At 73.1% G+C, this 20,156-nt stretch carries 21 protein-coding genes; 1 reads left to right on the forward strand and 20 read right to left on the reverse strand.

Annotated features, from left to right (window positions below; translation table 11 throughout):
* Window positions 1-18: 18 nt before the first annotated feature.
* Window positions 19-519, forward strand: coding sequence for a hypothetical protein (locus tag Q5530_RS19450; RefSeq protein ID WP_415364060.1), 501 nt, complete (start codon window positions 19-21; stop codon window positions 517-519).
* On the opposite strand, the gene Q5530_RS19455 is transcribed toward Q5530_RS19450, so the two are convergent.
* The 20 genes from Q5530_RS19455 to rimP form a co-directional block, all read right to left on the reverse strand.
* Window positions 467-844 carry a hypothetical protein gene (locus tag Q5530_RS19455; RefSeq protein ID WP_415364062.1) on the reverse strand — a complete coding sequence of 126 codons (378 nt, stop codon included), beginning with the start codon at window positions 842-844 and terminating at the stop codon, window positions 467-469. The two genes, Q5530_RS19450 and Q5530_RS19455, sit on opposite strands and share 53 nt — an antisense overlap.
* Window positions 845-1,084: 240 nt before the next feature.
* Window positions 1,085-1,540, reverse strand: a complete 456-nt coding sequence (locus Q5530_RS19460) for a tetratricopeptide repeat protein (RefSeq protein WP_380638807.1) — start codon at window positions 1,538-1,540, stop codon at window positions 1,085-1,087.
* 19 nt (window positions 1,541-1,559) lie between these two features.
* Window positions 1,560-2,288 (reverse strand): 4-hydroxy-tetrahydrodipicolinate reductase, encoded by a 729-nt coding sequence (gene dapB / locus Q5530_RS19465; RefSeq protein ID WP_415364063.1) that lies wholly within the window; start codon window positions 2,286-2,288, stop codon window positions 1,560-1,562.
* Between the two features lie 125 nt (window positions 2,289-2,413).
* Complete coding sequence (locus tag Q5530_RS19470) at window positions 2,414-3,721, reverse strand: M16 family metallopeptidase (protein WP_415364197.1); 1,308 nt, start codon at window positions 3,719-3,721, stop codon at window positions 2,414-2,416.
* 95 nt (window positions 3,722-3,816) lie between these two features.
* Window positions 3,817-6,066, reverse strand: a complete 2,250-nt coding sequence (locus Q5530_RS19475; RefSeq protein WP_415364064.1) for a polyribonucleotide nucleotidyltransferase — start codon at window positions 6,064-6,066, stop codon at window positions 3,817-3,819.
* A gap of 224 nt (window positions 6,067-6,290) precedes the next feature.
* Window positions 6,291-6,560, reverse strand: a complete 270-nt coding sequence (gene rpsO / locus Q5530_RS19480; protein WP_073899540.1) for a 30S ribosomal protein S15 — start codon at window positions 6,558-6,560, stop codon at window positions 6,291-6,293.
* 124 nt (window positions 6,561-6,684) lie between these two features.
* Window positions 6,685-7,164: a 2'-5' RNA ligase family protein gene (locus tag Q5530_RS19485; RefSeq protein WP_415364066.1), complete on the reverse strand. Its 480-nt coding sequence runs from the start codon at window positions 7,162-7,164 to the stop codon at window positions 6,685-6,687.
* Window positions 7,161-7,652: an XRE family transcriptional regulator gene (locus Q5530_RS19490; RefSeq protein ID WP_380638792.1), complete on the reverse strand. Its 492-nt coding sequence runs from the start codon at window positions 7,650-7,652 to the stop codon at window positions 7,161-7,163. Before Q5530_RS19490 ends, Q5530_RS19485 begins: the two co-directional genes overlap by 4 nt.
* A 91-nt stretch (window positions 7,653-7,743) precedes the next feature.
* A complete protein-coding gene (locus tag Q5530_RS19495) occupies window positions 7,744-8,685 on the reverse strand; it encodes a bifunctional riboflavin kinase/FAD synthetase (protein ID WP_415364067.1) in 942 nt (313 codons plus the stop codon).
* A gap of 66 nt (window positions 8,686-8,751) precedes the next feature.
* A complete protein-coding gene (locus Q5530_RS19500; RefSeq protein WP_380638794.1) occupies window positions 8,752-9,120 on the reverse strand; it encodes a hypothetical protein in 369 nt (122 codons plus the stop codon).
* 64 nt (window positions 9,121-9,184) lie between these two features.
* Entirely contained in the window at window positions 9,185-10,087 is a 903-nt protein-coding gene (gene truB, locus Q5530_RS19505; protein ID WP_380638795.1) for a tRNA pseudouridine(55) synthase TruB, read from the reverse strand.
* Between the two features lie 11 nt (window positions 10,088-10,098).
* Window positions 10,099-11,421, reverse strand: a complete 1,323-nt coding sequence (locus Q5530_RS19510; protein ID WP_415364069.1) for an MFS transporter — start codon at window positions 11,419-11,421, stop codon at window positions 10,099-10,101.
* Between the two features lie 122 nt (window positions 11,422-11,543).
* Window positions 11,544-12,839 carry an MATE family efflux transporter gene (locus Q5530_RS19515; protein WP_415364198.1) on the reverse strand — a complete coding sequence of 432 codons (1,296 nt, stop codon included), beginning with the start codon at window positions 12,837-12,839 and terminating at the stop codon, window positions 11,544-11,546.
* 233 nt (window positions 12,840-13,072) lie between these two features.
* Window positions 13,073-14,074: a DHH family phosphoesterase gene (locus tag Q5530_RS19520; RefSeq protein ID WP_415364071.1), complete on the reverse strand. Its 1,002-nt coding sequence runs from the start codon at window positions 14,072-14,074 to the stop codon at window positions 13,073-13,075.
* Window positions 14,075-14,084: 10 nt separating this feature from the next.
* Window positions 14,085-14,534: a 30S ribosome-binding factor RbfA gene (gene rbfA, locus Q5530_RS19525; protein WP_380638799.1), complete on the reverse strand. Its 450-nt coding sequence runs from the start codon at window positions 14,532-14,534 to the stop codon at window positions 14,085-14,087.
* A gap of 18 nt (window positions 14,535-14,552) precedes the next feature.
* Complete coding sequence (locus tag Q5530_RS19530) at window positions 14,553-14,849, reverse strand: DUF503 domain-containing protein (protein ID WP_380638800.1); 297 nt, start codon at window positions 14,847-14,849, stop codon at window positions 14,553-14,555.
* A 76-nt stretch (window positions 14,850-14,925) separates the two neighbouring features.
* Window positions 14,926-18,048 (reverse strand): translation initiation factor IF-2, encoded by a 3,123-nt coding sequence (infB, locus tag Q5530_RS19535; protein ID WP_415364073.1) that lies wholly within the window; start codon window positions 18,046-18,048, stop codon window positions 14,926-14,928.
* An 87-nt stretch (window positions 18,049-18,135) separates the two neighbouring features.
* Entirely contained in the window at window positions 18,136-18,480 is a 345-nt protein-coding gene (locus Q5530_RS19540; protein WP_415364199.1) for a YlxR family protein, read from the reverse strand.
* Between the two features lie 22 nt (window positions 18,481-18,502).
* A complete protein-coding gene (gene nusA / locus Q5530_RS19545; RefSeq protein WP_380639548.1) occupies window positions 18,503-19,525 on the reverse strand; it encodes a transcription termination factor NusA in 1,023 nt (340 codons plus the stop codon).
* Window positions 19,522-20,046 carry a ribosome maturation factor RimP gene (gene rimP, locus Q5530_RS19550; RefSeq protein WP_380639550.1) on the reverse strand — a complete coding sequence of 175 codons (525 nt, stop codon included), beginning with the start codon at window positions 20,044-20,046 and terminating at the stop codon, window positions 19,522-19,524. Before rimP ends, nusA begins: the two co-directional genes overlap by 4 nt.
* Between the last annotated feature and the right edge of the window lie 110 nt (window positions 20,047-20,156).

The raw sequence follows: 20,156 nt of genomic DNA on the forward strand, positions 1-20,156 counted from the left end.
GTTGGTAGCCTCGGCCTGGTGCTGGGGTGGTTGTGCCTGACGTTCGGCGTGGCGTTCGGCTCCTCGGTGCTGCCGCTGGTCAGCATCGAGTTATTCGTGATCGGCCTGGTGACCCAGCAGCCGCACATCTCGTGGTGGTGGATCGGGCTCGCGGTCGCCGTGGGCCAGGTGCTGGGGAAGATGCTCTACTTCCTGGCCGCGCGGGGCTCGCTGCGGCTGCCCGCGTTCTTCAGGCGCGAGGGCAGGCCCGAACGGCCGCTGTCACCGTGGCGGCAGCGGTGGCGGGTGCGGCTGGAGTGGGTGCGGGAGCGCTGTCACCGGCACCCGCACTGGATGTTCGGCACGCACGCGGTCAGCTCGGTGGTCGGCCTGCCGCCGTTCATGTTCACCACCGTGCTGGCGGGGCTCGCCGGCATGTCCTCCTGGCTGTTCGTCTCCACCGGCGTGGTCGGCCGGTTCGCCAGGTTCAGCGTGCTGGCGGCGTCGCCCGCGGCGCTCGCGGGCTGGTGGGTGCACTGACCCCGCGCCGGTGGCGCTCCAGGCGCTGCTCGGGCAGCTTCAGGCCGTAGTGCTCGTACAGGTCGGCCTGCTCGGTGTCGGACAGGTCCGACCCGTCGACCCGGGGCGCGTCGTCGACCTCGTACCGCTCGACCGGCACCACGAGCCCGCGGTCCCGGACCTGACCGCCCCGCAGGGGGACGAGGGTGGTGCCGCCCGCACCGCGCACGGCGGCCCACTGCGGGCGGCCGTCGGCCAGCCACAGCTCCGCGACGGGACCGATGGGGCACCCGTTCCGGTCCAGGACGTCGAAGTCGTAGAGGCGTTCCACAGCTGATCGATCCATGCCACCGCGTCTACCCGGCAGCCGGCCGACATCACGCGGAACCACACGTTCGTGTGGTGGGAGAACGGGCTCAGGCGAGGGTCAGGGCGGTGCTCAGCGCGGTGAGGACCACCAGGAGGGCAACGGTCAGCCTCAGGTTCAGACAGGTCTTGGCCACGCCCTCCACGATACGGAGAGTCACCATCGAATCAAAGGCGAAGTAACGCAAAATCCGAATGAACCGCATCTCACCCGGGTGGCTCACACCGGATTCGTCGGCACCTGGAAAAGCTCGATGGCCTTCCGCATGGTCTCCCTGGCCCGACCGCGGTCACCCGCCAGGTCGTACGCCTGGGCCAGCCGGAACCACGACCGCCAGTCACCCGGCCGCTCCTCCGCCTCGGCCCGCCGCAGCTCGAACCACGCGTCGGCGGCCTCCCGCTCCACCCGGCCGGACGGGCGGCGCGGCAGCTCGGAGGTGTCGGGCAGCCCGCCCTCCGCCGCGAGCTGCCGCGCCATCCGCTCCGCGGTGAAGCCGAACCGCAGGTTGGCCCACAGGATCCACACGCCGATCAGCGGCAGCACCAGCACGCCGACGCCCAGGCCGATCCCGACCGGGTCCCCGGTGCCCAGCAGCAGCACCGCCCGACCGCCGAGCAGCACGAAGTACACCGCCAGCGCGGCGGCGATCAGGAACGCGGCGGTCCGGGCGGTGATCCTCACGGCAGCCGGGACCTCACAGGTCCAGGTACGCGTCGAGCCCGACCGACAGGCCGGGGTGCCCCGCGATCGACCGCACCGCCAGCAGCACGCCCGGCATGAACGACGTGCGGTCCAGCGAGTCGTGCCGCAGCGTCAGCGTCTCGCCCTCCGTGCCGAACACGACCTCCTGGTGCGCGATCAGCCCGGACAGCCGCAGCGAGTGCACCCGCACGTCGCCCACCAGCGCGCCGCGCGCGCCGGGCTCCTCCTGCGCCGTCGCGTCCGGCATCGGGCCGAGCCCGGCGGCCTCCCGGGCCCGGGAGATCAGCCGGGCGGTGTGCGCGGCCGTGCCCGAGGGCGCGTCCAGCTTGCGCGGGTGGTGCAGCTCGATGACCTCGGCCGACTCGTAGTACCGCGCGGCCAGCTCGGCGAACCGCATGGACAGCACCGCGCCGATGGCGAAGTTCGGCGCGACCAGCACGCCCAGCCCCGGCTTCGGCTCGAGCCACCCGGCGACCTCGGCCAGCCGCCCCGCGTCGAACCCCGAGGTGCCCACCACCGCGTGGATGTCGTTGTCCACGCAGAACCGGATGTTGTCCATCACCACGTCGGGGCTGGTGAAGTCCACCACGACCCGGGCGCCCGCGTCGGCCAGGTCCGACAACCGGTCCCCGGCGTCGACCGCCGCGACGACCTCCAGGTCCGGCGCGGCCCCGACCGCCCGGACCACCTCCGCGCCCATCCGGCCGCGGGCGCCGATCACGCCGACGCGGAGGGGTTCGCCCGAAGACCCGCTCGCGGGGTCGAGCGAAGACCCCGAAGACCCGCTCGCGGGGTCGAGCGAAGACCCCGAAGACCCGCTCGCGGGGTCGAGCGGCGGCTGAGCAGTCAAGAGATCACCTCGTGCACCTGGGACGGCAGATCGTCGGCGGAATCGTAAGGCCCGACCACGGCGGCGGCGACGGGGCGCCGCAGCAGCTCGCGCGCCAGGTCCGCCACGTCCTGCGCGGTGACCGCGTCGATGCGGGCCAGGGTCTGCTCGACCGACAGGTGGTCGCCGTAGTTCAGCTCGCCCTTGCCGATGCGCGACATGCGCGAGCTGGTGTCCTCCAGGCCCAGCACGAGCCCGCCGCGCAGCTGGCCCCGGCCCCGGGCCACCTCGGCGTCCGACAGGCCCTCGCTCGCCACCGCGGCCAGCACGTCGCGCACCACGCCCGCCACGTCGCCGAGCCGGTCGGGCTGGCAGCCCGCGTACACCGACAGCGTGCCCGCGTCCGCGTAGAGGCCCACCGACGAGTACACCTGGTAGGCCAGGCCGCGCCGCTCCCGCACCTCCTGGAACAGCCGGGAGCTCATCCCGCCGCCCAGCGCGGCGTTGAGCACGTTCAGCGCGAACCGGCGCTCGTCGTGCCGGTCCAGCGCCCGCACGCCCAGCATGAGGTGCGCCTGCTCGGTGTCGTCGCTGTGCAGCACCAGCTTGCGCGACGCCGGGATGCGGGCCCGGCCCGCGCGCGGCGCGACCGGCGTGCCGACCCGGTCCAGCCGGGCGCCGAGCTGCTTGCGCACCAGGCGCAGCACCTGCGCGTGGTCGACGTTGCCCGCCACCGCGAGCACCATCCGCGGCAGCGCGTAGCGCCGCTTGTAGAAGCCGAACAGCGCGTCGCGCTCCATCGCCCCGATGGACTGCTCGGTGCCCAGCACCGGGCGGCCCAGCACGTGCTCGCCCAGCAGGGCGTCGAGGAACGCGTCGTGCAGCAGGTCCTCGGGGTCGTCGTCGCGCATGGCGATCTCCTCGAGCACCACACCGCGCTCGGTCTCGAAGTCGCGCGGCTCGCACAGCGCCTCGAAGACCACGTCGCACACCAGGTCCACGGCCAGCGGCAGGTCCTCGTCCAGGACGTGCGCGTAGTAGCAGGTGTGCTCCTTGGCGGTGAACGCGTTCAGCTCGCCGCCCACCGCGTCGATCTCCTCCGCGATGGCCGCCGCCGTGCGGTTCGCGGTGCCCTTGAACAGCAGGTGCTCCAGGTAGTGGGCGGCGCCCGCCACCTCGGCGCGCTCGTCGCGCGACCCGACCTGCACCCACAGGCCCACCGACGCCGACCGGACCCCCGGCACGCGCTCGGTGATCACCCGCAGCCCGGAGGGCAGCAGGGTGCGGCGCACGGTCGCACCGGCGTCGCCGCGCTCCAGGCTCACCGTGGTGCCCGGCTTCTGGAGGTGCCCGGGACGCCTCCCGAGCGGACGGCCGCGGGTGCTCGGAGCACCCGCGGCCGTCCCGTCGACGCTCGTCGTCACTGGGCGGGAGCCTCCGCCGGAGCGGCGTCCTGCGCGGGGTTGTCGGCCTGGGGCGCGTCGGCCTTGGCGGCGTCCGCGTCCTCGTTGACCAGCACCAGGCTGATCTTGCCGCGCTGGTCGATGTCCGCGATCTCCACGCGGAGCTTGTCGCCGACCTTGACGACGTCCTCGACCTTGTTGATGCGCTTGCCGTTGCCCAGCTTGGAGATGTGGATCAGGCCGTCCTTGCCCGGCAGCAGGGACACGAACGCGCCGAACGCCGCGGTCTTGACCACGGTGCCCAGGAAGCGCTCGCCCACCTTCGGCAGCTGCGGGTTCGCGATGGCGTTGATCATGTCGATCGCGGCCTCGGCGGACGGGCCGTCGGCCGCGCCCACGTAGATCGTGCCGTCGTCCTCGATGGAGATGTCGGCGCCGGTCTGCTCGGTGATCGAGTTGATCATCTTGCCCTTCGGGCCGATGACCTCGCCGATCTTGTCGGTCGGGATCTTCACCGAGGTCACGCGCGGCGCGAACGGGCTCATCTCGTCCGGGCGGTCGATGGCCTCGGCCATGACCTCCAGGATGGTCAGGCGCGCGTCGCGGGCCTGGTCCAGGGCGCCGGCCAGCACGTCGGACGGGATGCCGTCGAGCTTGGTGTCCAGCTGGAGCGCGGTGACGAACTCCTTGGTACCGGCGACCTTGAAGTCCATGTCGCCGAACGCGTCCTCGGCGCCCAGGATGTCGGTCAGCGCCACGTACTCGGTCTTGCCGTCGACCTCGTCGGAGACCAGGCCCATGGCGATGCCCGACACCGGCGCCTTCAGCGGCACGCCCGCGTTGAGCAGCGACATCGTGGACGCGCAGACCGAGCCCATCGAGGTCGAGCCGTTCGAGCTCAGCGCCTCGGAGACCTGGCGGATCGCGTACGGGAACTCGTCGCGCTTGGGCAGCACGGGCACCAGGGCCCGCTCGGCCAGCGCGCCGTGGCCGATCTCGCGGCGCTTGGGCGAGCCCACGCGGCCGGTCTCGCCGGTGGAGAACGGCGGGAAGTTGTAGTGGTGCAGGTAGCGCTTGTGCGTCTCCGGGGACAGCGAGTCGATCTGCTGCTCCATGCGCAGCATGTTCAGCGTGGTGACGCCCAGGATCTGGGTCTCGCCGCGCTCGAACAGCGCCGAGCCGTGCGCCCGCGGGATCAGCTCGACCTCGGCGGACAGCGAGCGGATCTCGGTCAGGCCGCGGCCGTCGATGCGCACCTTGTCGCGCAGGATGCGCTGGCGGACCAGCTTCTTGGTCAGCGAGCGGAACGCCGCGCCGACCTCCTTCTCCCGGCCCTCGAACTGCTCGGCCAGCTTCTCCAGCACCGACGCCTTGATCTCGTCGATGCGGCCCTCGCGCTCCTGCTTGCCCGCGATGGTCATCGCCTGGGACAGCTCGCCCGCGGCGGCCTGCTCGACGGCCTCGAAGGCGTCGGACTGGTAGGCCGGGAAGGTCGGGAAGTCGCCGGTGGCCTTCGCGGCCACCCGCGCCAGCTCGGCCTGCGCGTCGCACAGCGCCTTGATGAACGGCTTGGACGCCTCCAGGCCGGCGGCCACGACCTCCTCGGTCGGGGCCTGCGCGCCCTCGGCGAGCAGGTCGGTGACCTGCTCGGTGGCCTCGGCCTCGACCATCATGATCGCGACGTCGTCACCGACCACGCGGCCGGCGACGACCATGTCGAACACGGCCTTCTCCAGCTGCTCGTGGGTCGGGAACGCCACCCACTGGCCCTCGATCAGCGCCACCCGGACGCCGCCGATGGGGCCGGAGAACGGCAGGCCCGCCAGCTGCGTGGACGCGGACGCGGCGTTGATCGCCACCACGTCGTACAGGTCCTGCGGGTTCAGGCTCATCACCGTGATGACGACCTGGATCTCGTTGCGCAGACCGTCCACGAAGGACGGGCGCAGCGGCCGGTCGATCAGGCGGCAGGTCAGGATCGCGTCGGTCGACGGGCGACCCTCGCGGCGGAAGAACGAGCCGGGGATGCGGCCCGCGGCGTACATCCGCTCCTCGACGTCCACCGTGAGGGGGAAGAAGTCGAAGTGCTCCTTCGGCTGCTTCGAGGCCGTGGTGGCCGACAGCAGCATGGTCTCGTCGTCCAGGTGGGCGACGACGCTGCCGGCGGCCTGGCGGGCCAGGCGGCCCGTCTCGAAGCGGATGGTGCGGGTGCCGAACCGACCGTTGTCGATCAGGGCTGAAGTCTCGTGGACCTCGGTGTCCGTCATGTGTGGAACTCCTCGTCATGCATGGGGGCCGCAGCGCCAGGGCGCGGGTCGCGGTCCGGACGAGGCCGGTCTTCGATCGAAGTCCCCTGGTCTCACCGCCAGGGGGCCACTACCGAGGACCGGCGGACTGTCGTCCCGATGCGCCGCGCGTACGTCCCTCGTGAATTGTTTTTGCTTAAGCCGAAGGGGGAGTGATCGTCGTGATCACTCCCCCCCGGCGCGTCTCACCTGCGCAGACCGAGTCGACCGATCAGGTCGCGGTAGCGCTGGATGTCCACCTTCTGCAGGTAGTTGAGCAGCCGGCGGCGACGGCCGACCAGCAGCAGCAGACCACGACGCGAGTGGTGGTCGTGCTTGTGCTTCTTCAGGTGCTCGGTCAGGTCGGCGATGCGCTTGCTCAGCAGCGCGACCTGGGCCTCGGCGGAACCGGTGTCCGTGTCGTGGACGCCGTACTCGGCGAGGATGGTCTTCTTCTCCTGGGTGGTCAGTGCCACGTTCCCGCTACTCCTAGCTGTTGTTTTCCGTTCCGCGAGGCCCCGCCTGCACGGGGTAGTCGGTGCCGGCCGCCGCGGACCGCAGCCGAACCCAACTGTCGAGGCTACCAGCAGTGGCGAACGACTACCCGTTCGGCGTGGTCAAGGGCACCCGGTCGAGGACCACGTAGTCCGCGCCGGGGCGGCTCAGCACCAGCGCCACCTCCGCGGCGGTCCACTCCCGACCGACGAAGTCCACCCGCGGCAGCGGCGCGCCGCGGGCGACCGTCAGATGTGGACGCCAGTCGGCCGGCACGCCCGCCGCGGCCCGGCCCAGCCCGTCCAGCGGCCCGGCCACCCCGATCCACAGCACCCCGGCGGCGTCGCCCCGGGAGAAGTGACCGCTGCCGCGCAGGGACAGCACGGGCGCGGTCACCCCCGCCAGGCCGGCCAGCTGGTCGGCGGGCTCGGCGGGCTCGGCGTCGCCGAAGAAGCCGACCGTGACGTGCCAGCGGGCCGGGTCGGTCCAGCGCAGCCGGGGGTGGGCCCGCCGGACCGGGCGCAGGGCCCCGTGCAGCTCGGCGACCACGTCCTCGGGCGGGAACAGGGCGGTGAAGAGGGTCACCGGTCGCGGGCCGGTTCCTTCGCCACCCGGCGCAGCAGCTCGGCCAGGCCCGGGAAGTCCTCGCCCAGCACGTCGGCCGCCTGGGACAGCTCGCGGCGGTCCGCGACGGTGCGCAGGTACGGGAACACGACGGCCTCGGCGTCGGCGACGTTGACCGGCAGCGAGTCGCGGCTCACCGTCGGCTTGGAGTCGCGGACCTCGTCGAGTGCCCGCTGGAGCGCCTCGGGCGCGCCGGTCGCCACGTCCGGGGTCAGGACCTTGCGCTCCAGCATGATCATCCGGGCGAGCACGGAGGGGTTGCCGATCTTGGCGCGCCGACCGCTCATCACCTGGCTCAACATGGGGGCGCTGATGCCCAGGACGTCGGCGAGCTGGGCCTGCGAGACGCTGAAGGCGACCACCAACCGGCGCACCCGGTCACCCAGGGGTTCCCCGTACCACTCGCGCTGCAGCGCGAGGTTGCGCTGGACGATCTTGTGGTCCTCCACCGGCGCCCTCTCCTAGCCCGCTCGACGTCACCGGCATCTTGCCAGCTCGGTGGGCCCGGCAAGTGCGGATCCACTCACGTGGCCCACCCGGTCACGCGCCGTCCCCGGCCGACAGCAGCGCGCGGGTGTCGGCCACGTCGCGGTGCATCTGCTCCAGCAGCGCCTCGACCGTGTCGTACTTCTCCATGCCGCGCAGGCGGTGCGCGAAGTCCAGCGCCACGCGCCGGCCGTAGAAGTCCTCGTCCACGTCGAGCACGAACGCCTCGACCCGCCGCTCCCGGCCGGAGAAGGTCGGGTTCGTGCCCACGCTCACCGCCGCTTTCAGGCGCCGGCCGTCGCCGTCGACGAACCAGCAGGCGTACACGCCGTCCGCGGGCACGGCGGCGAAGCGGGCGGTGGACAGGTTGGCGGTGGGGAAGCCCAGGTCCTTGCCCCGGCCGTCGCCGCGCACCACGATGCCCTCCAGCCGGTGCGGGCGGCCCAGCGCGTGGGCGGCCGCGGCCACGTCGCCCGCGTCGATGCAGGCCCGGATGTAGGTCGACGAGTACGTGACGCCGTCGTCGGTCACCAGGTCGGCCCCCTCCGTCACGAAACCGAACCGCGTGCCCAGCTCCCGCAGCAGCTCCACGGTGCCCGCGGCCCGGTGGCCGAAGGTGAAGTTCTCGCCCACCACCACGGCCGCCGCGTGCAGCCGGTCGACCAGCACCTCGTGGGCGAACTCGTCGGCGGGCATCCGGGACAGCTCGGGGGTGAAGGGGATCACGCAGAACACGTCCACGCCCAGGCCCTCGACCAGCTCGGCGCGGCGGTGCAGGCCGGTGAGCTGGGCGGGGTGGCTGCCGGGGCGGACCACCTCGGCCGGGTGCGGGTCGAAGGTGATCAGCACGCTGGGCACCCGCTTCTCGGCGGCCAGGCCGACGGCTCGGCCGATCAGCGCCTGGTGCCCCCGGTGCACCCCGTCGAACACGCCGATGGTCACGACGCAGCGGCCCCAGCCGCCCGGTCGGTGGTCCAGCCCTCGCCAGCGTTGCACGCGGGCAAGCCTAGATGGGCCGGTCGGACCACCGTCGGTCGCGTGCGCCGACCCGCGGTCCCGCCCTCACCGGTTCGGGTTGACGTCCCGGCCCGCCTGGTAGACCGTGCCGCCGTCGCGGGCGATCGCGGTCTGGTCGACCGTCGTGGGCGAGTTGACCGTGACCGAGCCGAGGTCGCCCGCCTGCACCACGCCGCCGTGCACGGTGCCGCTGACGCTGTTGTGCACTTCGGCCCGGGGCCGGGCCGGCGCGGGGCCCCCGGCCGGCCGGGGGCCGTCCTGCACGCGCATCGCCACGACCACGCCCAGCGCGGTGAGCAGCACGACCGCCACCCAGGCCACCGGGTTCGCGCTCAAGTCCGTGGCCACGTTGATCGCCACACCGGTGGCCGAGGCCACCACACCGGCCGCGGCCGGCCAGACCCATCTCGCCATGCCGTCCACGGTAGGCCCGGTCGGCGCGGTCGACCACCACCAACGGGGGACACCGGCGTGGCGCTCAGCCGGCGGGCGTGAGCACCACCAGGGGCTTGGTGACCGAGCCCTCGTCCTTGGCCAGCGCCACCACGTGCCCGTCCGGCCCGAACACGCCGTAGGTGCCGGTCAGCCCGCCCGCGGGCAGGCGCTGACCGTGCGAGAGGGCCACCGCCTCGCGCGGCGCGATCTCGCGGCGGGGGAACGCGGTCGCCACGGCGGCGTCCAGGTCCAGGGACAGGCCGGGCGACTCCTCCAGCCCCTCCAGCGTCCGCGCCACGCGCAGGTCGAACGGGCCGACGCGGGTGCGGCGCAGGTTGGCCAGGTGGCCGCCCACGCCCAGGGCGGCGCCCAGGTCGCGGGCCAGCGCCCGCACGTAGGTGCCGGACGAGCACTCGATCATCACGTCCAGCTCGGTCGTGGCGCCCTCGCGCCGGATCGACAGCACGTCGAACCGGTGCACGGTCACCGGCCGCGCCGGCAGCTCCACGACCTCCCCGTCGCGCACCCGCGCGTAGGCCCGCTTGCCGTCGACCTTGATCGCGCTCACCGCGCTGGGCACCTGCTGGATCGGGCCGGTCAGCACCGCCACGCCCGCGCGGACCGCGTCCTCGGGCACGTCCGCGGCGTCGGCGGTGGAGACCACCTCGCCCTCGGCGTCGTCGGTGGTCGTGCTCGCGCCCAGGCGGATGGTCGACAGGTACGCCTTGCTGTCCAGCGCCAGGTGGCCCAGCAGCTTCGTGGCCCGCTCGATGCCGAGCACCAGCACGCCGGTGGCCATCGGGTCGAGCGTGCCCGCGTGCCCGACCTTCCTGGTGCCGAGGATGCGGCGGACCCTGGCCACCACGTCGTGGGAGGTCATGCCGGCGGGCTTGTCGACCACGACGAGGCCGGGCGGAACGGGGGTGCGAGAAGAGGGTGCGGACACGACCGAGCATCTTAGGCGTCGGCCAGCACGTCCCAGCGCCGGCGACGCACCTCCACGGGCACGGCCTCGCCGCGCTCCAGCGCGGCCAGCACCGCGCCGCGCGCCCGGCGCCACCACACCACCGTGCGCCACACGCCGAGCAGCAGCACGACCGCCACCGACAGGAACGCGACCCGGTAGGACTGCGGCGCGGTCAGGACCGGCTCGACGACGTCCAGCAGGACGCCCACCACCAGCGCGGTGACGGTGATCGCGGCGAACCCGCCGACGTTGGCCACGCCCGTGGCCGTGCTCACCCGGTGCAGCGGGTTGTAGTCGCGCACCAGGGCGAACGCCACGCCGGACACCGGGTTGCCCAGCGCCAGCACGCCGAACAGCGCGTACAGCGCCGGCGCCGGCAGCACCCCGCCCGGCCACCCCAGCAGCACCGCCCAGCAGACCACGGCCAGGGCCAGGTAGCCGGCGACGATCGGCATCCGCCACACCGGGTGCCTGCTGATCACCGCGCCCATCACCGGCCCGGCGACCACGGCCACCAGCACCAGCGTGCTGAGCACCGCCGACGCCGCCGGCCACGACATGCCCTGCGCCTCGACCAGGTAGGGGAAGCCCCACAGCAGGCTGAGCAGCGCGGGCGTGAACATCGAGGTGAAGTGAACCCAGAAGCCCAGGCGCGTGCTGGGCTCCCGCCAGGCCGCCGCGACCCGCGTGCCCACCGCGCGCAGCGGCACCGGCTCGGCTACCGGCTGCGGCACGCCCTCGGGCACCTCGCGCACCCGCCAGGCGACCACGCCCGCGTACGCGGCGGTCGCGACGCCCGCGACCAGGAAGGTGGCCGTCCAGCCGGCGTGCTGGAGCAGCAGGGTCAGCGGCACCGTGGCCACGAGGTTGCCCGCGCCGCCGAGCGCGGCCGACAGCGTCATCACCACGGCGTACCGGCGCGGCGGGAAGTGGGCGGCGGCCAGGCGCAGCACGCTGATCCACGTCATGGCGTCGCCGACGCCCAGCACGGCGCGGGCGGCCAGGCCCAGCGGGTAGGAGTCGGCGAGCGCGAAGAGGGTCTGGCCGGCGCCCATGAGCAGCGCGGCGGCGGTGAGCACGCGGCGCGGGCCGAAGCGGTCCACCAGCAGGCCGGTGGGGATCTGCATGAGCGCGTACAGGCCGATCTGGAGCACGGTGAACGTGCCGAGGGCGGCGGGTCCGACGGAGAAGCGGTCACCGGCCTCCAGGCCGGCGACGCCCAGCGAGGTCCGGTGGAACAGGGCGGCGACGTAGACGGCGACGGCGGTGGACCAGATCAGCCACGCTTGCTTGGTGGCGCGATCGACCGGCAAGGCGGAGCTCCTCGACTCGGTGCGGTGGCATCCCCAGTATCGAGAAACACTTGCCTATTGTTAACAATTCCGCGCCGTGCCGCTCACCACACCGGGCCACTCACCACACCGGCACCCCCTGGTCACCCGGCCCCCACCCGGGCCCACTCCCCCGACCGCGTCCGCGCGAGCAGCAGCACCAGGCGCAGGAACATGAACGCCGTCAACCCGCTCCAGATGCCGACCAGGCCCCAGCCGAACGCGTGCGACGCCCAGATCAGCGGCAGGAAGCCGATCCCGGCCGCCGCCAGCGTCGCGGTGCGCAGGAACCGCGCGTCGCCCGCACCCAACAGCACGCCGTCCAGGGCGAACACCACCCCGGCGACCGGTTGGAGCGCGACGAAGAACCACCAGGCGTGCGGGATCTCGTCGAGCACGGCCCGGTCGGTGGTGAACACCAGCGGCAGCGGCCCGGACAGCGCCGCGAAGACGGCCCCGAGGAAGACCCCGAAGACCAGGCCGTAGCCGGTGACCTGCCAGGCGAACCGGCGGGCCTGCTCGCGCCGGCCCGCGCCCAGCGCCGCGCCGACGATCGACTGGGCGGCGATGGCCAGCGAGTCCAGCAGGAGCGCCAGGAACGTCCACAGCTGGAGCACGACCTGGTGCGCGCCGACCGCGCCGATCGACGTCCTGGCCGCCACCGACGCGGCCGACAGGAAGCACGCCTGGAACGCCAGGCTGCGCAGCACCAGGTCGCGCCCCAGCCCCAGCTGCGCCCGCATCCGCGGCCAGTCCGGCGCCAGCCCCACGCCCTCGGCCCGCAGCGCCCTGCCGAACAGGCCCGCCGACAGCACCTGCGCGACCACGTTGGCGACCGCCGAACCCTCCAGCCCCCACCCCGCGACGTGCACCAGGAGCGGGCACAGCACCGCCGAGATCCCGTTGCCCACCAGCACGTAGCGCAGCGGCCGGGTGGTGTCCTGCACACCGCGCATCCACCCGTTGCCGGCCATCGTGACCAGCACGAACGGCGCGCCGAACAGGGCGATGCGCAGCCAGGCCACCGCGTTGTCGGCCACCTCGCCGGGCCCCGCCAGCAGCCGCGCCGCCGGCCCCGCCAGCAACTGGCCGAGCACGATCACCAGCGCGCCCACCGCCAGCGCGAGCCAGGTGGCCTGCACCCCCTCCTCGACGGCCTCCCGACGCCGGCCGGCCCCGAACAACCGGGCGGCCCGAGCCGTGGTCCCGTAGGACAGGAACGTCAGCTGGGTGGCCACCTGCGTGAACAGCACGCCGCCCAGCGCCAGCCCGGCCAGCGCCACCGCCCCGTAGTGCCCCACCACCGCCGTGTCCACCAACACGTACAGCGGCTCCGCCGCCAGCACCACCAGCGCCGGCGCCGCCAACCCGACCACCCGCCGAGCCGGCACCCTCTCCACCACTTGCCCCCCCCGCGCGAGTCGTACGTTCAGACCCGGCGTGTCGTACGTCCAGACCGCGCGAGTCGTACGTTCAGGCCCACCGTGTCGTACCTCCAGGACCCCCGAGTTCAACACTCAGGACAGCCGACAGGTCCGAGGAACCCAAGAAACCCTCACATCTGGGTACCCGAACACTGAATTCGGGGGTCCTGGACGTACGACTCGCGAGGTCTGGAGGTACGACTCGCGGGTTAGTGGGGGTGGTTCAGGGTGGTGCGCAGGTTGGTCAGGACCTCGTCGGCCGTGCCGGTGGCGGTGAAGCCGGCGGCCAGGCGGTGGCCGCCGCCGCCGAGGAGGCGGGCCACCCGGCTCACGTCGACGCGGGAGACGGCGCGCAGGGAGACCGACCAGTGGGAGGGGCGCAGCTCCTTCAGGACGGCCGCCACCTCGGCCTCGGCCGTGGTGCGCACCAGGTCGACCACGCTCTCCACCTCCTCCGGGCGCAGGCCGGCGGCGTCCTCCAGGGTCACCACCGCGTGCACCAGGCCCAGGCCGCCGGCGACGTCGCGCTCCAGGCGCGCCCGGTCCAGCACCCTGGCCAGCATCGCCAGGTACCCGAACGGGTGAGAGTCCATCAGGGGACGCGCGACGGCCTCCGCGTCCACCCCGGCCGCCAGCAGGCGGGCGGCCACCTCGTGCGTGGCCGCCGAGGCGTGCCGGAACGAGCGGGTGTCGGTCACCAGGCCCGCGTAGATGCACCGGGCCACCGGCTCGTCCAGCTCCACGCCCAGCTCGTCCAGCAGCCGCAGCACGACCAGCGCCGTCGCCTCGGCCCGGTCGTCGACCACGTTCACGTGCCCGAACCGCGGGTTCGACACGTGGTGGTCCAGCACCACCACCACACCGGCGGTGGACACCCGGTCGCCCAGCGGCCCGAGCCGACCGACGCTGCCCGCGTCCAGCGCCACCAGCACGGGCGGCGCGGCGGGCACCTCGGCCGCCGGCACCAGCAGCCCGGCCACGTCCAGCTCCCGCAACGTCTCCGGCACCTCGTCCGGCGCGCCGAACGACACCCGCACCACGGCCCCGCGCCGGTGCAGGACCAGCCCGAGGGCCAGCGCGCTGCCCAACGCGTCCGCGTCGGGGTTCACGTGCGCCAGCAGCGTGACGTCGGTGGCGGTGGACAGGACGCGAACGGCCGCCGACAGGTCGGCGGCCAGGTCGGCGGCGGGAGCGCTCAGGTCGTTGGACACACCCGGAACGCTAGTCCGCGTCCTCGTCCTCGCGCGGCGGCTTGTACGGGTCGGCCTCGCCCGCGGGTTCGGCCTTCGACGCGATGCGCGCCACCTCGGCGTCCGCCTCCCGCGCCCGCGCCAGCAGCTCGTCCATCCGCCGCGCCTCGTCGGGCACGGTGTCGGTCACGAACGTCAGGGTCGGCGTGAACCGCACCCCGGTCTGCTGGCCGACCATGGTGCGCAGCACGCCCTTGGCCTTCTCCAGCGCCGCCGCCGCGCCCGCGAGGTCGGGTTCGGCGTCCAGCTTCTCCCCGAGGACGGTGTAGTAGACCGTCGCGTCGTGCAGGTCACCGGTCACCCTGGTGTCGGTGATGGTCACCCGGGCCAGCCTCGGGTCCTTCACCTCGTGCTCCAGGGCGGAGGCCACGATTTGCGAGATCCGCTTGGACAGCTTGCGAGCCCGTGCCTGGTCGGCCACGGCGCTCCCCTCCTCTTCCTACTCGTCCTCCGGCCCGACCAACCTGTGGCGGGCGGAGAGCAGCTCCAGTTCGGGGCGTCCGGCCACGAGTCGCTCGCAGGCGACCAGGACGTCCCTGACATGCTCGGCGTCCGCCGCGACGACCGCCACTCCGATCAACGCGCGGCGGTGGAGGTCCAGGTGGCCCGCCTCGGCCACGGACACCTCGAACTTGCGCCGCAGCTCCGCCACCACGGGCTTCACCACGGACCGCTTCTGCTTGAGCGAGTGGACGTCACCGAGCAGCACGTCCAGCTCAAGGGCACCGACGAACAAGGCTGATGATCACCATTGGGTGCTCAGGGGGCGGGGCCGCCCACCGGGACGGCCCCGCACCACTACCTGAAGACGATCAGGCGCGCGGCTTCTCGCGCATCTCGAACGTCTCGATGACGTCGCCGACCTTGAGGTCGGCGTAGTTGCCGAGCGTCAGACCGCACTCGTAGCCCTCGCGGACCTCGGTCGCGTCGTCCTTGAACCGCTTGAGCGAGCTGACCGGCAGGTTCTCCTGCACGACGTTGTTGTCGCGCAGCAGGCGGGCCCGCGCGTTGCGGCGGATCTCGCCCGACAGGACGATACAACCGGCGATCGTGCCGACCTTGGAGGACTTGAAGACCTCGCGGATCTCCGCGCGGCCCAGCTGGACCTCCTCGTACTCCGGCTTGAGCATGCCCTTGAGGGCCTGCTCGATCTCGTCGATCGCCTGGTAGATCACCGTGTAGTAGCGGACGTCCACGCCCTCGCGGTTCGCCAGCTCGGTCGCCTTGCCCTCGGCCCGGACGTTGAAGCCCAGGACGATCGCGGAACCGGCGACGGCGAGGTTGATGTCGCCCTCGGTGATGCCACCGACGCCCCGGTGGATGACCCGCAGCTCGACGTCGTCGCCGACCTCGATCTTCATCAGGGCGTCTTCCAGGGCCTCGACGGTGCCCGAGTTGTCACCCTTGATGATCAGCGTGAGCTGGCTGGTCTCCTTCAGCGCGGCGTCCAGGTCCTCCAGGCTGACGCGCTTGCGGCGGGCCGCGTTGAGCGCGTTCCTGGTGCGGGCCTGGCGGCGCTCGGCGATCTGCCGGGCGACGCGGTCCTCGTCGACGACCAGGAAGCTGTCGCCGGCGCCGGGCACCGAGGTGAGGCCGATGACCTGCACCGGGCGCGACGGGGTCGCGACCGTGATGTCCGCGCCGTGCTCGTCCACCATGCGGCGGACGCGGCCGTAGGCGTCACCGGCGACGATCGAGTCACCCACGCGGAGCGAACCGCGCTGCACCAGCACCGTGGCGACCGGACCGCGACCGCGGTCCAGGTGCGCCTCGATCGCGACACCCTGGGCCTCCATGTCCGGGTTGGCCCGGAGGTCCAGCGAGGCGTCGGCGGTCAGCAGGATCGCCTCCAGCAGGCCGTCGATGTTGATGCCCTGCTTCGCCGAGATGTCCACGAACATCGTGTCGCCGCCGTACTCCTCGGCGACCAGCCCGTACTCGGTGAGCTGCTGGCGGATCTTGGCGGGGTTGGCCCCCTCCTTGTCGATCTTGTTGACCGCGACCACGATCGGCGCGTTGGCCGCCTGGGCGTGGTTGATCGCCTCCACCGTCTGCGGCATCACGCCGTCGTCGGCCGCCACCACGATGACCGCGATGTCGGTCGAGTTCGCACCGCGGGCACGCATGGCGGTGAACGCCTCGTGGCCCGGGGTGTCGATGAAGGTGATCAGGCGCTCGTTGCCCTCGAGCTCCGTGTTCACCTGGTAGGCGCCGATGTGCTGGGTGATGCCACCGGCCTCGCCCTCGGCCACCTTCGCCGTGCGGATCGTGTCGAGCAGTCGCGTCTTGCCGTGGTCGACGTGACCCATGACGGTGACGACCGGCGGGCGGATCTGGAGGTCCTCCTCGTCGCCCGCGTCCTCGCCGTAGGTGATGTCGAACGTGCCGAGCAGCTCGCGGTCCTCCTCCTCGGGGGACACGACCTGCACGACGTAGTTCATCTCGGAGCCGAGCAGCTCCAGGATCTCGTCGGACACCGACTGCGTCGCGGTGACCATCTCGCCGAGGTGGAACAGCACCTGCACCAGCGAGGCCGGGTTGGCGTTGATCTTGTCGGCGAAGTCGGTCAGCGAGGCGCCGCGGGGCAGGCGGATGGTCTCGCCGCCGCCCTTGGGCAGGCGGACGCCACCAACCGACGGCGCCTGCATGTTGTCCATGTACTCCTGGCGCTTCTGGCGCTTGGACTTGCGACCGCGGCGCGCGGGACCACCGGGGCGGCCGAAGGCGCCCGCGGCGCCACCACGACCACCGGGGCCACCGCCACCGGGACGACCGCGGAAGCCACCGCCGCCACCACCGGCCGGGGCGCCACCGCCACCGCCACCGGGGCGGAAGCCGCCGCCACCGCCACCGCCACCACCGGGGCGGAAGCCGCCACCGCCACCGCCGCCGCCGCCACCGGGACCACCGCGGAAGCCACCGCCGCCGCCACCGGGACCGCCACCGGGACGACCGCCGCCGCCACCGGGACCGCGGCCACCGCCACCGGGGCCGCCGCCGGGACGACCGCCACCGCCACCGGGGCGGGGACCGGCCGGGCGACCGGGCATCATGCCCGGGTTCGGCCGCGGCGGCATGTTGCCGGGGTTCGGGCGCGGGCCGCCGGAGCCGGCGGAACCACCCGGACGGGGACCGGCCGGACGGGAATCACCCGGACGGGGGCTCGCCGGACGCGGGTCGCCCGGCTTGGGGCCGGACGGGCGCTCGCCGCCACCGGGCGACTGCGGGCGCGGGCCCTGCGGACGCGGCGCGGGTGCGCCACCGCCGACGCCGAACGGGTTGTTGCCCGGACGCGGGGGCCTGGGGCCCTGCGGCTTGGGCGACTGGGGGCGCGGCGGAACCACGGACGGACCCTGCTGGGCCGCCGCGGGCTGCTGCTGCTGAGGCTGCTGAGGCTGCTGACGCGGGCCGGGACGCGGACCGGCGGGCCGGGGGCCCTGCGGCTGCTGCTGCGGTGCGGGCGCCGGGGCCTGAGCCGGGGCGGCCGCCTGCGGCTGCGGCTGCTGCTGCGGTGCCGGAGCGGCCTGCGGTGCCGGAGCGGCGGCCGCGGCCGGAGCCGGCTTGGCCGCCTGGGGCTGCTGCTGCGGTTGCTGCGGCTGCGGCGGCTTCGGGGCCTGCGGCTTCGGGCCGGGCATCGGGCGCGGACCGGGCCGGGGGCCGGGCGCGCCGGGGCGCGGGGCCTCGGTGCGGGGCTCGGCACCGCGGTTGTCGGCCGCGGCGGCCTGGGGCCGGGGGGGCGCCGGACGGGCGCCGGACGACTTCGACTTGCCGTCGTTCTTGGCGTACGCGTCACGCAGCCGACGGGCCACGGGGGCCTCGACGGTGCTGGACGCCGACTTCACGTACTCGCCCTGATCGGCGAGCTTCGTGAGCAGTTCTTTACTCGTGACTCCGAGCTCCTTGGCGAGCTCGTGCACGCGGGCCTTACCTGCCACTGCACTCCTCTGGCGATGGAGGCCGGCGGCAGTCCCGTCGACCTCGTCTTAACGTCGCGCGTTCATGTCTTCAGCTTCACGGCTGACTCATGACGGGTCGACCTGCTTCCTTGCTTCCTGTCGGCCGCGGGGCGATCCCGCGACCTCCTTCCCCTGTTGCGCCAAGTGCCCGCGCACGCCCTCGACGTCGAGCGGTCCCTGGACCCGGAAGGCCCGGGGGAACGCGCGCCGCTTCTCGGCGTTGCGGAGGCAGTCCTGGTCGGGGTGCAGCCACGCGCCCCGACCGGGCAACCTTCGGCGGGTGTCCGGGACCACGGCCCCGTCCACTACCACCACGCGCAACAGTTCGGAGGGCAACGTCCGGGCGCGGCATCCTACGCACGTACGAACCGGGCCGGCGTGCCTGAGATCCGATCCCCGACGTTGAACCACTGAGAAGTCTATCCCCTGTTGCTTATTCAGCCGAACCGGATGTCGCCGCACCCGCCGGAGCGGACCCGCCGGCGTCCGCGTCCGACCGGATGTCGATGCGCCAACCGGTCAGCCGGGCGGCCAACCGGGCGTTCTGGCCCTCCTTGCCGATGGCGAGGGAGAGCTGGAAGTCCGGCACCACCACGCGGGCCGTCTTGGCACGCTCGTCGAGCACCCTCACGGAGACAACCTTCGCAGGCGAGAGGGCATTCCCGACGAACGTGGCCGGGTCGTCCGAGTGATCGATGATATCGATCTTCTCGCCCGCGAGCTCGCTCATGACGTTGCGGACACGAGCGCCCATCGGGCCGATGCACGCGCCCTTGGCGTTCACCCCGGGCACCCCCGAGCGTACCGCGATCTTCGAACGGTGACCTGCCTCACGTGCCACCGCGGGGATCTCCACGGTGCCGTCCGCGATCTCCGGGACCTCCAGCGCGAAGAGCTTGCGCACGAGGTTCGGGTGGGTGCGGGAGAGGGTGATCTGGGGACCGCGCGCGCCGCGCGACACGCCGACGACGTAGCACTTGAGGCGCGAGCCGTGCTCGTAGGACTCGCCGGGCACCTGCTCGGCCGGGGGCAGCACGCCCTCGGTGTCCCCGAGCTGGACCACGACCATGCCGCGGGCGTTGGCGCGGGCGTCGCGCTGCACCACGCCGCCGATGATCTCGCCCTCCTTGGCGGAGAACTCGCCGAAGGTGCGCTCGTGCTCGGCGTCGCGCAGGCGCTGGAGGATGACCTGGCGGGCGGTGGTCGCGGCGATGCGGCCGAAGCCCTCCGGCGTGTCGTCCCACTCCTCGGCGACCGAGCCGTCGGGGTTCAGCTCCTGCGCGAGGACCCGGACCGTCCCCGTCTTGCGGTCGATCTCCACGCGCGAGTGCGGGTGGTGCCCGTCGGTGTGCTTGTAGGCGGTCAGCAGGGCGGTCTCGATCGCTTCGAGCACCGTGTCGAAGGGGATGTCCTTGTCCCGTTCGATCGCCCTGAGAGCGGCGATGTCAACGTTCACTCCGACTCCTCCTCCGGGGAATGGCCGTCGAGTAGCGCGAGCTCCTCGACCGGCGGCTGCTTGAACTCCACTTCCACGACGGCGCGCTCGACCGAGTCGTACTCGATGCGGCGCAGCTCGCCCTTGACCAGGAGCACGACCCCCGTGTCGTCGGCGTCGCCGACCCGGCCGAACCACTCGACCTGATCGGGCTGCTTGACCTTGACCAGGCGCAAGCGGTTGCGCCTCCAGTGGCGCGGCCTGGTGAGCGGGCGGTCGGCACCCGGTGAGGTGACCTCGAGGGTGTACGGGCCCGCGAGCAGGTGCTCGTGCGCGTCCAGGGTGGCGGACACGGTGCGGCTGGCGCGTGCGACCTCGTCCAGGCCGATCCCCTCGTCGCCGTCCACGACGACCTTGACCAGCCTGCGACGCCCAGCCTGGTTCACGTCGAGCGACTCCAGGTCGTAGCCGATGGCCTCGACCGCCTCGCGCACGACGGGCGTTAGCTGCGCGGCGAGTTCTCCGCGCGGCGGGCTGGACACGTTGATGACTCCCTGTTCGTCCGTGCTGGTGTGCAGAGGGCACGGCAACCCCGGTCGACGCTGCACTCGCCGGCCGTGGTCGCCCAGCGTATCTGGTCCGGGCGGGGTCG

This window comes from Saccharothrix sp. BKS2 (assembly GCF_047689505.1).
Taxonomy (GTDB): domain Bacteria; phylum Actinomycetota; class Actinomycetes; order Mycobacteriales; family Pseudonocardiaceae; genus Actinosynnema; species Actinosynnema lopnurensis.